Below are 15,955 nucleotides of genomic sequence, written 5' to 3' on the forward strand. Positions count from 1 at the left end.
TATAAAGGGAATATTTGTAAAGCTATTATTTCAATTTAATTCTTGGATCTAAATAAGCATAGATTAAATCTACTAAAATGGTAATTACTACAAAAGTGGTTGCTACCACAATCACCGATCCCATGATTACCGGCAAATCTAAATTGTTCAATGCATCAACGATTTCTTTACCTAAACCGTTCCATCCGAAAATATATTCCACAAAAACCGCACCAGCCAACATGGATGCAAACCAACCCGACATGGCGGTAACAACAGGGTTTAGTGCATTTTTCAAGGCGTGTTTGGTGATGATTTTATAGGTGGATAATCCTTTGGCTTTTGCCGTTCGAATGTATTCTTGGTTCAAGACTTCGAGCAACGAATTGCGCATTAATTGAATGACCACACCCAACGGACGAATGCCTAAAACCACTGCCGGAAGTATGGCGTTTTTCAAGGCTAAATGGGTGCCTTCGCCAAAATCGTCCACTTCGTATAAACTGCCGGTCATATTTAAACCCGTGTATTGATGCCACAAAAAACCAAAAATCCATGCAAACAAAATGGCACTGAAAAACGAGGGAACACTCATACCCAAGGTGCTGATGAGTGCGATGATTCGGTCGAAAAAGCTATTGGCGTTTAATGCCGAAATGATTCCTAAAAACACTCCGATTAGCAATGCAATTACAATGGAAAAAACGGCTAAAACCACGGTGCTTGGCAAAGTGTGTAATATAATATCGGTTACTTTCTTTCCGTTTTTCTGAAAACTTTCACGCAAATAAGGTGTTTTTAAAACCACATCATACTTTTGGGTGCTGAATAAAACAGTTCCGCCGTATTTTTCTTCGGTATAAAACGTGTAATGACCAGCTTGTTTTTTGTGAAATGATACCGGTGATAAATCGTTCAAATAATAAAAATATTGATTGATAACGGGTTGGTCAAAACCGTATTTCTTTTTGATAAGTGCCAATTGTTCCGAGTTTTCGTTTTGATCCAACATCATTCGTGCAGGATCGCCCGGCAAAATATTAAACAATATAAAAACCACCGTAATTACACCAAAAAGCGTAAAAAACGAATACCCTAGTTTATTTAGAAAATACCTCAGCACTATTTTTTAATTTCGGAATAGTTCTTTTTTAAGAGCGATTTTAACTCAGAACCCACATATTTTTTCTCGTTGATGCCGTCCCATTCTTTGATTTTATTTCCATTCCAAAAATAGATGATTCCCGGCGTGTCTTTATTGTTTCCTAACAATTTCCAAAACGGAATCACTTCAATGATTTTATAAGGATAGTTAGCTCCGGCAAATTCAAAGAAATCAGGAATTTTTTCAGGTTCTTCGTTCATAAAGACAATTTGTATTTTAGGGAAATTTTTGTCTTTTCGTTTCATTTCCGTCAGCTCTTTCGCCACATCACGGCAATGTTCACAACCTGGCACAAACAATGCTAAAATCTTTTTTCCTTGATCGATATTCGAAAAATATTGTGTGTAGCCCGATTTTACCTTAGCAGGTTCATCAACAACCGGTTTTGCAGTTTTGACAGGAACTTCTTCCGTAACAATAGGTTCTGTTGGGTTTACAGCAATCGGTTCAGTTGGTTGATTTTCAATAGTTTCCACAGGTGTTTCCATTTCTTCTGTAGCAATTTCTACTGCTTTTGGTTGAATGGGAGCCAACATAAACAACGCTAAAATTGAGGCAAATGTTATGGTTGACAAAACCCAGAAATTATTCCCTTCTTTTGCCGATTTTGGTGTAATGTATAAGTAAATGATTAACAAGACGATAGCAATCACGTTTTTAATAATTGCTTCGATAGGAGTCATGGGTAATAAACTTCCAAAACAACCACAATTTCCAGAATTTCCGCCTGTTTGAATGGTGTCAATTCCCAAATGAACTGTAAAAACCACTAACATTAACATCGTTGCAGGAATCACAATTCTTCGCAAAAAGTTATTCTGCAACAATAAAATGCCTAATGCCAGTTCAATTCCAATTAAAATGCGCGAAAAATATACCGCCACATCTTCTGAAAAACCCATTGGATATAACTGTTTTACTTCAAATGTTGAAATCGCAAAATACGGACTCGGGTATAATTTGGCAACGGCAGAAATTAAGAATAAAAACGAAATAATGATTCTAATTGTCCACGGTAAATATTTTTTTAAGTTTTCCATTTTTCAAAATTAAGTTTGTAAAAGTTAGTTCTTATTCGGCAAAATTCATTAAAATCAGTGCAAAAACGGCGTAATTAATCATGTCTTGGTAATTGGCATCCAACCCTTCAGACACGAGGGTTTTTCCTTTATTGTCTTCGATTTGTTTCACTCGCAACAGCTTTTGCAAAATGATATCGGTGTGCGATGAAATCCGCAAATCGCGCCAAGCTTCGCCATAATCGTGGTTTTTGTTCATCATCAATTCTTTGGTAATGCCAATGTGCTTGTCGTACAAATCAATGGCTTCTTGGGTAGATAAATCGGCTTCTTTAGAAACGCCTTTTTCCAATTGAATCAACGCCATGATGCTATAATTAATGATTCCGATGAATTCTGAAGTTTCATCTTCATCAATTTTTCGTACATCATTTTCTTGTAACGACCGAATTCGGCATGCTTTGATATAAATTTGATCGGTTAACGAGGGCAATCGCAAAATGCGCCACGCACAGCCGTAATCGTGTAATTTATTAATGTATAATTGTCTGCAAATGGCAATTATTTTATCATATTGTTCCGCTGTTGAAAACATATTCAAGTATCTTTGTATAAATTTTACCAAAAATAACAATCTGTTCGCACAATAAAAACAAAAGCAGGTATTTATTCCAATAAATAATGAAATCAATCAATTGCAAAGGCAAATTAATCACGTTTGAAACGCCGAAAGTCATGGGGATTTTAAACATTACACCTAATTCGTTTTTCGATGGTGGATGGCATCATTCGCTAGAAAAAATCGAACAAAAAACCGAAAAAATGTTGCTAGAAGGCGCTGCTATTATTGATATTGGTGCGTATTCTACCCAACCAAATGCGCCTTTTGTTTCAGAAGAAGAAGAGTTGGAACGCATGGTGCCGGTGGTGAAGCATTTGGTGAAAAAATTTCCGAATGCTGTTTTTTCGATTGATACGTTCAGAGCCGAAGTTGCCAAGCAAACCTTGGATTTGGGTGCGGCAATGATAAACGATGTTTCGGCAGGCAATTTAGACGATCAAATGATGCCCGTTGTAGGTAGTTTTAAAGTGCCTTACATTATGATGCACATGAAAGGAACGCCGCAAAGCATGCAACAGTTTACCGATTATGACGATGTGATGCACGAAATGATTTATTATTTTTCCGATAAAATGGCACAGGCGCAAGCGCACGGAATTGTTGATGTGATTGTGGATCCCGGATTTGGATTTTCGAAAACGTTGGATCAGAATTATGAAGTTTTGAATAAGTTGGATTTGTTGCAAAATTTGAATGTTCCCGTATTATCGGCACTTTCAAGAAAATCGATGATTTATAAGTTTTTTGAAACCACTCCGCAAGAAGCATTAAACGGAACAACCGTTTTAAACACGATTTCGTTGATAAAAGGCGCGAATTTGTTGCGGGTGCACGATGTGAAAGAAGCGGTGGAATGTGTGAAGTTATATACGAAAACATATTGTTAAATTTGCCACAGATGCACAGATAAAAAATGCTTATTTATTAAAGGAACTATTAAGATTTTCTAATTTCGATTATTAATATTATCTGTGTGCAGTTTATAATTTAAAAAGATAAAAATTTAAATCTGTGCATCTGTGGTAAAAAAATAAAATCTATTAATGATTATGAAAGCTAAACTATTTACCTTAATTTTTGGTGCGATTTTATTTGCATCATGCCAACAAAAAGAAATGAAAATTAGTCGATCTGATTTTTCTGTTGTAACCGAAATGACCGATTTTAGTCCGGCATATATTTTAAAAAACGAAGCAGGAAAAGTTGAAATTAAAAAAAACAGCTTAATAGGAAACACGCATTGGGTGCTTTCAGTTGATAGAAATTTAACGTTGAATGAAGTAGCTCCGTTTTTACAAGAACTAACCCAAAAAAAACATAAAAAAGGCGGCATGCACGAAGATACCAAAGCTATTTATTTGGTGTATAGCGATACACTTCACAAACAAAATGCGTATGTAAAAATGCCTTTTAAAAGATTTGCTTTAGAAGAACAACCCGTTTATGAATTAGCTGAAGGAGTACAGAGTTTGCTGTTAAAATCAGTAGCTGACGCAAAAAATCCTTTGAATAAAACACAAACTTATTTGGTAAGAATTGATAAAAATATAGGTATAGAAACTTTTGTGAATATTTTAATTGAATTAGAAAAACAAAAAATTTCTGAAAGCTTGAATAGTGAAGTTTATGTGAATTAGATCCTTTATTTATGAATAGAAATGAGCTTTAGCTCGTTTTTGTATGAAATCTTCAAATAGCAAATTCAAATAGCAAATTCAAATAGCAAATTCAAATAGCAAATTCAAATAGCAAATTCAAATAGCAAATTCAAATAGCAAATTCAAATAGCAAATTCAAATAGCAAATTCAAATAGCAAATTCAAATAGCAAATTCAAATAGCAAATTCAAATAGCAAATTCAAATAGCAAATTCAAATAGCAAATTCAAATAGCAAATTCAAATAGCAAATTCAAATAGCAAATTCAAATAGCAAATTCAAATAGCAAATTCAAACATCAACTTTAAACATCAACTTTAAACATCAACTTTAAACCTTCATATTCAAACTTTCAACTTTAAACCTTCATATTCAAACTTTCAACTTTAAACCTTAACCCTAAAACCTCAATAACAATATACAGAAATACAATTTACATTATACTTTTCTACATTCTACTGATGATGATACGGTTCATTCTTTAAAATAGTGAAGCCACGGTAAATTTGTTCAATAACAAACAAACGAACCATTTGGTGTGAAAACGTCATGGCAGAAAGCGAAATTTTCCCGTTTGCTTTTTTATAAACATCATCAGAAAAACCATAAGGTCCGCCAATTACAAACACTAAGGTTTTAATACCTGCATTCATTTTCTTTTGCAGTTCATCGGCAAAACCAACGCTTGAAAAACTTTTTCCGTTTTCATCTAATAAAATCAAATGATCGGTTGCAGTTAGTTTGCTTAAAATCAATTCGCCTTCTTTTTGTTTTTGTTGCGCTTCCGAAAGGTTTTTAACGTTTTTAATATCGGCAATAACCTCTAAATCAAACTTAATGTAAAAGCTCAAACGCTTGGTGTATTCATCAATTAACGCTTGCAGGTTTTTATTGTCGGTTTTACCAATTGCCAAAAGTTTGATGTTCATAGAAATTCGTTTTTGCAAAAATAGTGCAGTTTAACCAATTCCCAAACCATTCTCTACCGTTTTTCCTGGAGCAAGCAGGGTAACTTCTTTATCGCTGCCCACAACACCCAAAACCAAACATTCACTCATAAAATCGGCAATTTGCTTGGGTGGAAAATTAACAACTGCAATAATTTGTTTACCTATTAAATCATCGATACCATACAAAGCGGTAATTTGTGCCGATGTTTTTTTAATGCCAATTTCTAATCCGAAATCAATCCACAGTTTATACGCCGGATTTTTAGCTTTTTCAAAAGGTTGTGCATCAATGATGGTTCCTACACGCATATCGATCTTTTCAAAATCGTTCCAAGAAATTGTGGGTTTGATCATAAGTATGAATTAAAAAAATTTAGTTAACAAAAAATGTATTTAATATGCTTTCTTCTTTTGGGTTCAATAATTCCCAAATGGAATGCTCAATTTTTTTTAAATCCTCTAAGCAAAGCAAAACAGATGTTTCAAAGATTAATTCTGGTAAATTAGTTTCCTTATGATAATTAAAGAAAATAAGTTTACCATATTCAATATTATTTTCTTCTTTTACAATATCAATTCCAGTAGCTAATTTATTAAATGGAATTGTTTTTAGATTTGTAGTGATAATTCTATAATTGTAATTATAACTAATGGTTTTAGCATTTATAATGATGAATTCCTTACCAAAACAATTCCAAATTAAATAGCGAACAGGAAAAATAATAATTAGTCCTATTATAATTATTGCAGGTAAAATAAAATCAGATGAATTTTCTGGATTCTTGTAGGAACCAAGTGCAAATATGAAGAGTGGTATTAGTGCGATTAAAATAGTAATCAATAGAAGTATTTTTCCAAAGAACGAAGCTCTTACATTTAATTCTAAATACAAATTAAGAGTATCTGTCTTTTTTTTATAATAGTTATTCATTTTCCTTTGATTGAGAGTTAGTAAAAATACCAAAAATTTGTACTTTAGCAATTAAAGATAGAAAAAAATGATTTCAGAAGAACAATTTACGAACGAATTAAAATTAATTATAGAAAATGCCATTCGCGAAGATGTGGGCGATGGCGATCACAGCTCGTTAGCTTGTATTCCGACAAATGCCATGGGAAAAGCAAAATTATTGGTAAAAGACGAAGGAATTTTGGCCGGAGTTGATTTTGCTAAAATGGTTTTCCATTATGTGGATCCGGAAATGCAGGTGGAAGTGTTGATTCCTGATGGAACTCCTGTAAAATACGGCGATATTGCTTTTTATGTAACCGGAAAATCACAATCAATTTTAAAAGCAGAGCGCGTGGTGTTGAATTCCATGCAGCGAATGAGTTCCATTGCCACTAAAACCAAATTTTTTGTTGATTTGGTAGAAGGCACCAAAGCAAAAGTGCTGGATACCCGAAAAACCACACCAGGAATTCGTGCCATAGAAAAATGGGCGGTGAAGATTGGCGGTGGCGAAAACCATCGTTTTGCGCTGTATGATATGATTATGTTAAAGGACAATCATATTGATTTTGCGGGTGGAATTACTCAAGCAATCACACAAACAAAACAGTATTTAAAAGACCACAATAAAGATTTAAAAATTATTGTGGAAGCCCGAAATTTAACCGAAATCGAAGAAATTCTGCAAAACGAAGGCGTTTATCAAATTTTAATTGATAATTTTAATTACGAAGATACCAAAACTGCCGTTGCGATGATTAATGGCAAATGTTTGGCAGAATCTTCGGGGAATATCAACGAAAAAACCATTCGTAATTATGCAGCATGTGGTGTAGATTTTATATCGAGTGGCGCATTGACACATTCGGTCTATAATATGGATTTAAGTTTAAAAGCGGTTCTGTAAATTGGGCAAAAAAACAGTGAAAATAACAAAAATTCCAATAGTAGGTAAACTCATTAAGTTTTCCATGCGGGCAAAAGTTCCGGGATTGGAAGGTTTAACGTTGTATCAGTTATTGCGTATTTATTTTGCCGGAATTGTAGAAGGCGCCCTTAATTACAAAGCAGGTTCTATTGCTTTCACGTTTTTTATGGCTTTGTTTCCGTTTGCATTATTTTTACTGAATTTAATACCTTATATTCCAATAGATAATTTTCAAGAAAGCTTTTTGCTTTTTGTAGAAGAAAATGTTCCGCCCACTACTTATGATGCCATTGAATTGATATTGATTGATATTATGAGCAATTCGTATAGAAGTTTATTGTCAACCGGGGTGATTATGTCGGTGATTTTTATGGCAAATGGCGTAAATGCCATCATCAATGGGTTTCAGTCATCGGCACATTTATCGGTATCAAGAAATTTTTTCCGGCAATATTTAATAGCCATCATTTTATCGGTTTTGTTGAGTTTAATGTTGGTACTTTCCGTAGCGGTTTATTTAACAGTTGAAGTATTAATGCACGTTTCCGATTTTCCTTGGGCAGCAGATATTGCCCGAAATCTCTTTGTGGTATTAATGATTTTGCTCACTGTTTCCATTCTTTATAAATTCGGAACAAAAGAAACCAAACATTTAGCTTTTATATCATACGGCTCGGTTTTTACAACCATTTTAATGTCGCTCACATCAGTAGCTTTCGGGTTTTATGTGTCGAAATTTGCAAAATATAATGAGTTGTATGGATCAATTGGCACACTTTTGGTTATAATGATTTACATCTGGATCAATTGCATGATTTTATTATTAGGTTTTGAATTAAATGCTGCGATTTATACAGCCAAAAGAAGAAATTTGTATATTAGTAACAATAAAAACAAGAATAAGATATGAAAAAAGTATTAGCAACTTTTGTATTAACGGCTTTTGCTGCAATCAGCATGCAAGCACAAACAGTAACTGGTAAGTGGAAAACGATTGATGACGAAACAGGTAAAGCAAAATCGATTGTAGAAATTTCGGAAAAAAATGGTAAAATTTACGGAAAAGTAGTTGAAATTTTAACCGATAAAAAAGATGCCAAATGCGATAAATGTCCCGGTGCCGATAAAGGCAAACCCATTAAAGGTTTAACAATTATTAAAGGACTTTCTAAAGACGGTAAGGAATATTCGGGCGGAACAATTACCGATCCATCTTCAGGAAAAGAGTATAAATGTTTATTAAAACTAAACGGTGCCGATAAATTAGATGTTCGTGGATACATTGGAATCCAAGCATTAGGACGCACACAAACCTGGGTACGCGTTAAATAATTTTGTAAGATGAACTATATATACCTGCAAGTTTTTTTTAAACTTGTAGGTTTTTATTTTTAAGAAAATTTAGATACTGATGAAAAGTTATGTGCTTAAATTATTTGTTGTAATTCCTTTTTTGTTTATTTCATGCTCTGAAAAAAACATTAACAATCCAGATGAGGTTTATGAGTTGTGGCTAGGAGAGAAACCATTAGAAAATATTAATCCGATAAATGGAAATTATTGGCAGTCTGCACATTTTACAAATGAATATATTCTTTTTTTAGAGGTTGAGGCGCACAAAAAATTTTGGGAAGTGTTTGTAAAGGAGCATAATTTAATTGTTGATACTCTTGACAATAGTTTTTTAATTTCTGATAAACCAGATTGGTTTCATCCGCCAAAAAATACAATTAAATATAAAATTAATGATTCATTTGATCAAGGTTCAAGATACTTTCAAGATACCATAAATGATAAAATATATATTTACGAAATTCAGTTGTAAAATCAACATAAATAAAAACGATTAAGAATAAAACGCTAAAAGCTTTTTGTATCTTTGTTTTATGGATTATTTTATAGATGTTGTTGTACCCTTATCGCTAGCAACCACCTTCACATATAAGGTTTCTCAAGCAGAACATCAGTTTTTGCAGCCTGGTATGCGCGTTGCTGTTCCATTTGGCAAACGCTTGATATATACCGCAATTGTGTGGGCAAAACACCATGAAACACCAGCACTTTATGAACCCAAAGATATCCTTACAATTATAGATGAACAACCCATTGCAACTCCAATTCAACTAGAATTTTGGCAGTGGATTGCCAATTATTACATGTGTTCGTTGGGCGAAGTGTACAAAGCAGCTTTGCCTTCGGCTTTTTTGTTAGAAAGCGAAACCATTTTAAGCTTAAACACCCATTTAACGGTAGATTTAAGCACACTTACCGATGATGAATACCTGCTTTTTGAAGCTTTTGAACAGCAACCCATTCTTCGGTTTGATGAGGTTCAGAATATATTAAACAAAAAAAAGGTTTTCCATGTGATTGATGCCTTACTGCAAAAAGAAATCATTTACCTAAACCAACATATTCACGAAAAATACAAGCCAAAACTAGTAAAATATGTTGCTTTGCACGAAAACTATAAAGAAGAACAAAAACTAATACACCTGTTAGACCATCAACTGAAAACAGAAAAACAGCGTGCACTTGTCTTAAAGTATTTTCAATTACAAGCCAAAAACACACCCATTGCCTTAAAAGAGTTGTTGAAAGAAGCCGAAGTTTCAGCAGCCATTTTTAGTAATTTAGAAAAGAAAGAAATTTTTACGGTTTATACATTGGCTGAAGACCGTGTACAGTTCCATGACGCCTTTTTAGATGATATCGATTTCACCCAAAAACAGCAAGCAACGCTGCAAAATATTCAAACATCGTTTCAAAAACACGATGTAACCCTTTTAAACGCAGTAACTGGTTCTGGTAAAACCGAAATGTATATAGAATTGATAAAAGAAGCTGTACAAAACCAACAACAAGTACTTTTTCTAGTGCCCGAAATTGGTTTAACCACGCAATTAGTACAGCGGTTAACAGCCTATTTTGGCAACAAAGTAGCAGTTTACAACTCAAAATATTCCGAAAACGAAAGGGTAGAGGTGTACCACCACGTTTTAAACCATACCGAAAATGCACAAATTGTAATAGGATCACGTTCATCGGTTTTTCTTCCCTTCAAAAATTTACAGTTAATCATTATAGACGAAGAACACGAAGCCAGTTATAAACAAGCCGATCCAGCGCCGCGCTTTCATGCACGCGACGCAGCCATTGTATTAGCAAAAATGTTCAAAGCCAAAGTGTTGGTAGGCTCTGCCACACCAAGCTTAGAAAGTTATTACAATGCCTACCAACAAAAATATGGCTATGTGGAACTCAATCAACGATTTACAAATGTTCAATTGCCAGAAGTAGTAGTAGTAGATTTAAAAGAAGCTCGAAAAAAGAAAGAAGTAAACGGCTTTTTCAGCATCAAATTAATCGATGCCATGAACGAAGCCTTTTACAACGGCGAACAAGTATTGCTTTTTCAAAATCGCCGAGGTTTTTCTCCCGTTTTAGAATGCTTAACCTGTGGCCACGTTCCGCACTGCACCATGTGCGATGTAAGCCTCACCTATTACAAACGACAAAATTATTTAAAATGCCACTATTGCGGATACACCATGGCAATGCCCACCAAATGCCATTCGTGCCACAGCAATGAATTATCCACCAAAGGGTTAGGAACCGAACAGATAGAAGATGCTCTGCGAACCATTTTTCCAAATAAAAATATCGCACGAATGGATCAAGATACCACACGCGGTAAATTTGCTTTTGAGCGCTTGATCGACGGATTCAAAAACAGAGAAATAGACGTAATGGTCGGCACCCAAATGCTAGCCAAAGGACTCGATTTTGATAATGTTATACTTGTAGGTATCATGAATGCAGACAGTTTACTCACACTACCAGATTTTCGAGCATACGAACGAGCATATCAATTGCTTACACAAGTAGCAGGACGTTCCGGCCGAAAAAACAAACAAGGAAAAGTAATCATTCAAACCTATAATCCGTATCACAACACCATACAACAAGTTACCCAAAACAACTATCAAGCCATGTTTAAAGAACAAATGTATGAACGCCTACATTTTAAATATCCGCCTTTTTACCGTTTGATACGATTACAGCTAAAACACACCAATTTCGATAAAACAAAAGACGCAGCCCAATGGCTTGCAACCAATCTGCGAAGCAACATCGCCGATATCTTAGTGTTAGGACCACAAGAACCATCTGTAAACCGTATCCGAAATAAGTACATACAAATCATTTTAGTAAAAATGCCCATCAATAAATCGGCACATTCATTAAAAGCAGCCATCCAAAAAAGCATCAATAGTTTAGACAGCATCGGTGCCTTCAAGGCCGTAAGAACCACAATAAATGTAGATTTTTATTAATCATAAATCTAGTTTAATTTTAATCATTAGGGCGTTCCCCTTCCATTCGGTTTCAAAACAAAGCTCGGAAAACACGCACCATTTTGTCAATCACAGAAAAATACCAGTAAGCAGTCGGGTCGGGCTATTCGCTACAATCTTTTTGTTCGCAAGCTCACAAAAAGGATTTTCGCTGCTATCCCTAACGCGGTTTTACTGTATAATGTAAATTGTTGTTGAAGATTAAGGTTTCAAGTTTAAAGTTTAAGGTTTCAAGTTTAAAGTTTAAGGTTTAAGGTTTGAATTTGAGATTTGAAGTTGAAATTTGAATTTTAGATTTGAAGTTGAGAATTGAAGTTGAGATTTGAAGTTGAAATTTGAATTTGAGATTTGAATTTGAAATTTGAATTTGAGATTTGAATTTAAGATTTGAAGTTGAGATTTGAAGTTGAGATTTGAAGTTGAGATTTGATGTTGAGATTTGATGTTGAGATTTGATGTTGAGATTTGATGTTGAGATTTGAATTTAAGATTTGAAGTTGAGATTTGAAGTTAAGATTTGAAGTTGAGATTTGAAGTTGAGATTTGAAGTTGAGATTTGAAGTTGAGATTTGAAGTTGAGATTTGATGTTGAAATTTGATGTTGAAATTTGAATTTGAGATTTGAGATTTGAAGTTGAGATTTGATGTTGAGATTTGAAGTTGAGATTTGATGTTGAGATTTGAAGTTGAGATTTGAAGTTGAGATTTGAAGTTGAGATTTGAAGTTGAAATTTGAATTTAATATTTGAAGTTGAGATTTGAATTTGAGATTTGAAGTTGAGATTTGAATTTGAGATTTGAATTTGAGATTTGAATTTGAGATTTGAATTTGAGATTTGAATCCGCCGAGAAAATATAGTATTTTGTAAAAAAATTTACATTTCAAAAAACTTCATTTTGAACATAAAGATGGAATACACTTAATAGACAAATTTAAAATACAAAACCATGAAAAAATACAAAAAAGACACACTAACAATTAATTGGGAACCTGAAAAATGCATACACTCTACGAAGTGTTGGCGTGGCGAAACAGGTTTGCCAACTGTGTTTAATCCTAAAGAAAAACCGTGGATTAAACCTGAAAAGGAGTCCATCGAAACGATTATTGCGCATATAAAACAATGCCCAAGTGGCGCTTTATCATATAGTTTAGAAGATGAAAAGGTGGAAGTGAATCTTGAAAATCAAGCAACTAATGTTACAGTGCTGGCAAATGGTCCGTTGCTTTGTAGTGGAAACATAACAATTGTTTACCCCGACGGACGCACAGAGGAAAAACAAAACAATACAGCTCTTTGTCGTTGTGGCGCATCGGCAAACAAGCCGTTTTGTGATGGAAACCACAACAAAATTGGTTTTAAAGGCTGAGTAAAAAGCTTTTAAATGCTTATTTCATTTTCAATGTGAGTTTTTCGATTTTTTCGGACAGGTTGCTCATGAAAATTAATTGATCAATAATCAGCTGCGCTTCCTCTAATTTTTGAATTTTCGATTGCTCATCAATATCTAGTTTATCAACTTCTTGTCGGCGGATTGTTTTCAACTGGCTGATACTTATTTGATAATCCTCTTGGCTATCTGTTGTAAGTTCTGCATCAAAATCAAGGTTGTGAAGCGCCTGGCTTAAATTGTTGTTGATATAATCCATCACCATTTTAAATGCTTTTGAAGCCTCGGTGGTTTTGTGAAACTGAATGTATGTTCCGATACTTGCCGCCGATGAAACCAATGTTTGATTTAAAACCGTGAGTTCATAAAGCTCTACGCGATTAGCTTGTTTGCGTTTGGGCTCTTGAATCATTCGCTGAAAACTGGCCATTAAATTTCCAACTTCGATAAATGCATTTTTTCGTGCGATTTTGTACGATGTGGTAGGTTCTCCTTTTTTTATATAGTAATATTTCACTTCGATAATATAGAATTTAATGGCGCGTAACGACTTTTCTAAATAGGTGTTCACTGATTGTAATTCCCAAGTGGGCCATACAAATCTTGTAGCCAAAAAAGCCAACAATGCACCAATTACCGTATCAAGAATGCGATAAATTAAGTGCGATTCGGCATTGTCTGTAAGTAAACCATAAATTAAAATCACATAAAAGGTTACAAAACTAACGCCTATTTTATAATCGGTAGCCGAAAGCCAATATCCAAAAAGCATCGACAAAATAGCCAACACAGTAAGCACGATATTATTGTCAATTAAAATCAAAGCTACAATTCCTAAAACACCACCAATTACGGTTCCAATGACCCTTTGTGAAGAGCGTTGTTTCGTTAAACCATAGCCCGGACGCATAATTACAACAATAGTGAGCAAAATCCAATAAGCGTTTTCAAACTTAAAAATTGTTCCAATAAGCAGACCAATAAACATGGTAATGGTTATGCGAAGCGCGTATCTAAATGTAGCCGATTTAAAGTTTAAATGGTCAATTAATGTTTTTAAACGATAGTGTTCAGGTGTGAAAAATTTTTCCAAATCGCGGTATTTTCCTCGCAATTCATCTGCATTTACACGTTCTTTGTAGATACGTTCTAAACCTTTAATTTTTTCAATTTGTTTATCGGCATAAAAAAGCAAGTTGTTGATATTTACAGCATTTTCATCATAAATGGAAATATTTTGACGTTTCACAAATGCATCCATTTTGCTTTTTAATTGTTTAAAATCGTTTGCTAAACTTCCTTGTGAATGGTGTTTTTTATTAGTTTTGATATGAAAAGCCAACCTTTTTAATGTAAAAGCAAATTGTTCTGCCAACGATTTATATGCTTTTAAAACAGAAAGATCTTCTTTAAAAAAATCGATAAATTCTTCATGATTAAAAGTGTTTGCCATAGCCAATTCCAAAATTTCAACCACAGATGTCAGTGCCACTAAAAGCTTCCTATTGTTGTTTGAATTTAAGGTGCGTGCTTTGTTATAAACCAAATATTCACGAATATGCTCGTGCAGTTCATTAATCCGAATTTGTTTTTCAAGCATTTGTCGGTTAATTTTCTCCCGATCAGCATCTGTGGTCCACAAATCGGCTCTCAATTGCAAGTATTCTCCCGTTATTTCAATACATTCAGCAACTTCTAAATTAATATATCGGTTGGGTTTAATAAAGTAAAAAAGCACCGAAATGGAGGTGTAAAACAAGCCACCCAGCAATAAATACAAACAATTATTTACCAATATTTCGGGTTTGTCATGATGAATAAACGATAAACTAATAGTAAGCAATAAGGTAAAAGAAAGCAAATTGGCACGGTGACCAAAAAGCGATATTATTGCCGATAAAAAGATAAGCCCGCAAAAAAGGGGCGCAAAAACAAAAAAATAGGAATAGGTGTATGTTAATAAAAATGAGATAATTGGTATTAAAAAAGCCACCAAAAGCAAACCAATAATCTTATGTTTAAAATTGCTCGAAATATCAATTGGTGCGCACAGCAATGCACCTAAAGTCACGGTAAATGCAGCAGTAAAATCGGCGGTATCATAAAAGATAAAAAACGCCAAAATAGCCGTAAAAGTAATTTTTATGGCGTTGTAAAACTGATTGTCACCAAACTTAATAATTAATTTATCAAACATTACAAAAAAATTGATTTACCTAAAACACGCATTAAAGTTATTAATTATAACTGCAATTTTTACTATAATTCGTAACTTTGCACAGATATTTTAAAAACAATAAAATGATTTTACCTATTGTAGGTTACGGCGATCCGGTTTTACGCAAAGAATGTGAGGAAATTAGCAAAGATTATCCGCAGTTAAAAGAACTTATATCCAATATGTACGAAACAATGGATAATGCTTACGGAGTTGGTTTGGCAGCACCGCAGATAGGTTTGCCCATACGTTTGTTTATTGTTGATACCAAACCGTTTAGCGAAGACGAAGATTTATCAAAAGAAGAGCGTAATTTTTTGGCCGATTTTAATTGCACGTTTATCAATCCAAAAATTTTGAGCGAAGAAGGCGAGGAGTGGTCTTTTAACGAAGGTTGTTTAAGTATTCCCGGTGTGCGTGAAGATGTGTATCGCAAGCCAAATATTACAATTCAATATTTTGATGAAAATTTTGAAAAGCACACAAAATCGTTTTCAGGCTATGCAGCTCGGGTAATTCAGCACGAATATGATCATATAGAAGGCGTGTTGTTTACCGATAAAATTTCTACCTTAAAAAAGAAATTAAACGCCAAACGATTACAAAACATCATGGAAGGAAAAGTTTTTCCAGACTATAAAATGAAATTTATAAACAAAAAAGGTAGATAATTTTGGATATTAAATTCAAATTAGGATATTTGTGACCTTGAAA

16 protein-coding genes are annotated in these 15,955 nt (G+C 33.9%); 9 read left to right on the forward strand and 7 right to left on the reverse strand.

The features are described from left to right. Positions 1 to 25 precede the first annotated feature (25 nt). The 3 genes from MG290_RS02615 to MG290_RS02625 are packed head-to-tail and all read right to left on the reverse strand — an operon-like array spanning position 26 to position 2,758. Positions 26 to 1,102: an ABC transporter permease gene (locus MG290_RS02615; RefSeq protein WP_264562363.1), complete on the reverse strand. Its 1,077-nt coding sequence runs from the start codon at positions 1,100 to 1,102 to the stop codon at positions 26 to 28. Next, positions 1,102 to 2,184: a DoxX family protein gene (locus MG290_RS02620; RefSeq protein ID WP_264562364.1), complete on the reverse strand. Its 1,083-nt coding sequence runs from the start codon at positions 2,182 to 2,184 to the stop codon at positions 1,102 to 1,104. Before MG290_RS02620 ends, MG290_RS02615 begins: the two co-directional genes overlap by 1 nt. Positions 2,185 to 2,215: 31 nt before the next feature. Continuing rightward, on the reverse strand, positions 2,216 to 2,758 hold the full coding sequence (locus MG290_RS02625) for a DUF1599 domain-containing protein (protein ID WP_264562365.1): 543 nt from the start codon (positions 2,756 to 2,758) through the stop codon (positions 2,216 to 2,218). A gap of 86 nt (positions 2,759 to 2,844) precedes the next feature. On the opposite strand from MG290_RS02625, the gene folP reads away from it, so the two are divergent. Together folP and MG290_RS02635 are read left to right on the forward strand one after the other, a co-directional pair. Then, positions 2,845 to 3,672: a dihydropteroate synthase gene (gene folP / locus MG290_RS02630; RefSeq protein WP_264562366.1), complete on the forward strand. Its 828-nt coding sequence runs from the start codon at positions 2,845 to 2,847 to the stop codon at positions 3,670 to 3,672. A gap of 162 nt (positions 3,673 to 3,834) precedes the next feature. Next, positions 3,835 to 4,422 carry a hypothetical protein gene (locus tag MG290_RS02635; protein ID WP_264562367.1) on the forward strand — a complete coding sequence of 196 codons (588 nt, stop codon included), beginning with the start codon at positions 3,835 to 3,837 and terminating at the stop codon, positions 4,420 to 4,422. Between the two features lie 476 nt (positions 4,423 to 4,898). Here MG290_RS02635 and rlmH read toward each other — a convergent pair whose 3' ends face one another. The 3 genes from rlmH to MG290_RS02650 are packed head-to-tail and all read right to left on the reverse strand — an operon-like array spanning position 4,899 to position 6,324. Next, entirely contained in the window at positions 4,899 to 5,372 is a 474-nt protein-coding gene (gene rlmH, locus MG290_RS02640; RefSeq protein WP_264562368.1) for a 23S rRNA (pseudouridine(1915)-N(3))-methyltransferase RlmH, read from the reverse strand. 30 nt (positions 5,373 to 5,402) lie between these two features. After that, on the reverse strand, positions 5,403 to 5,747 hold the full coding sequence (locus MG290_RS02645) for a tRNA-binding protein (RefSeq protein ID WP_264562369.1): 345 nt from the start codon (positions 5,745 to 5,747) through the stop codon (positions 5,403 to 5,405). Between the two features lie 19 nt (positions 5,748 to 5,766). Next, positions 5,767 to 6,324: a hypothetical protein gene (locus MG290_RS02650; RefSeq protein WP_264562370.1), complete on the reverse strand. Its 558-nt coding sequence runs from the start codon at positions 6,322 to 6,324 to the stop codon at positions 5,767 to 5,769. A gap of 67 nt (positions 6,325 to 6,391) precedes the next feature. Between MG290_RS02650 and nadC the strand changes: the two genes are divergently transcribed. The 6 genes from nadC (at position 6,392) to MG290_RS02680 (ending at position 13,002) form a co-directional block, all read left to right on the forward strand. Further along, the gene (gene nadC, locus MG290_RS02655) at positions 6,392 to 7,252 is read left to right on the forward strand and encodes a carboxylating nicotinate-nucleotide diphosphorylase (RefSeq protein ID WP_264562371.1); all 861 of its coding nucleotides are present in this window, start codon (positions 6,392 to 6,394) and stop codon (positions 7,250 to 7,252) included. A 64-nt stretch (positions 7,253 to 7,316) separates the two neighbouring features. Continuing rightward, positions 7,317 to 8,183 carry a YihY/virulence factor BrkB family protein gene (locus MG290_RS02660; protein ID WP_264563173.1) on the forward strand — a complete coding sequence of 289 codons (867 nt, stop codon included), beginning with the start codon at positions 7,317 to 7,319 and terminating at the stop codon, positions 8,181 to 8,183. Further along, a complete protein-coding gene (locus MG290_RS02665; protein ID WP_264562372.1) occupies positions 8,180 to 8,605 on the forward strand; it encodes a DUF2147 domain-containing protein in 426 nt (141 codons plus the stop codon). The genes MG290_RS02660 and MG290_RS02665 overlap by 4 nt, the downstream gene beginning before the upstream one ends. Positions 8,606 to 8,696: 91 nt before the next feature. Further along, positions 8,697 to 9,098, forward strand: coding sequence for a hypothetical protein (locus MG290_RS02670; protein ID WP_272586038.1), 402 nt, complete (start codon positions 8,697 to 8,699; stop codon positions 9,096 to 9,098). Between the two features lie 61 nt (positions 9,099 to 9,159). After that, positions 9,160 to 11,610: a replication restart helicase PriA gene (gene priA / locus MG290_RS02675; protein WP_264562374.1), complete on the forward strand. Its 2,451-nt coding sequence runs from the start codon at positions 9,160 to 9,162 to the stop codon at positions 11,608 to 11,610. A 969-nt stretch (positions 11,611 to 12,579) separates the two neighbouring features. Continuing rightward, a complete protein-coding gene (locus MG290_RS02680; RefSeq protein WP_264562375.1) occupies positions 12,580 to 13,002 on the forward strand; it encodes a (4Fe-4S)-binding protein in 423 nt (140 codons plus the stop codon). A 19-nt stretch (positions 13,003 to 13,021) separates the two neighbouring features. On the opposite strand, the gene MG290_RS02685 is transcribed toward MG290_RS02680, so the two are convergent. Then, complete coding sequence (locus MG290_RS02685) at positions 13,022 to 15,220, reverse strand: FUSC family protein (protein WP_264562376.1); 2,199 nt, start codon at positions 15,218 to 15,220, stop codon at positions 13,022 to 13,024. Between the two features lie 104 nt (positions 15,221 to 15,324). Between MG290_RS02685 and def the strand changes: the two genes are divergently transcribed. Beyond that, the gene (gene def / locus MG290_RS02690; protein WP_264562377.1) at positions 15,325 to 15,912 is read left to right on the forward strand and encodes a peptide deformylase; all 588 of its coding nucleotides are present in this window, start codon (positions 15,325 to 15,327) and stop codon (positions 15,910 to 15,912) included. Positions 15,913 to 15,955: the final 43 nt, after the last annotated feature.

This window comes from Flavobacterium sp. CBA20B-1, assembly GCF_028473145.1.
Taxonomy (GTDB): Bacteria; Bacteroidota; Bacteroidia; order Flavobacteriales; family Flavobacteriaceae; genus Flavobacterium.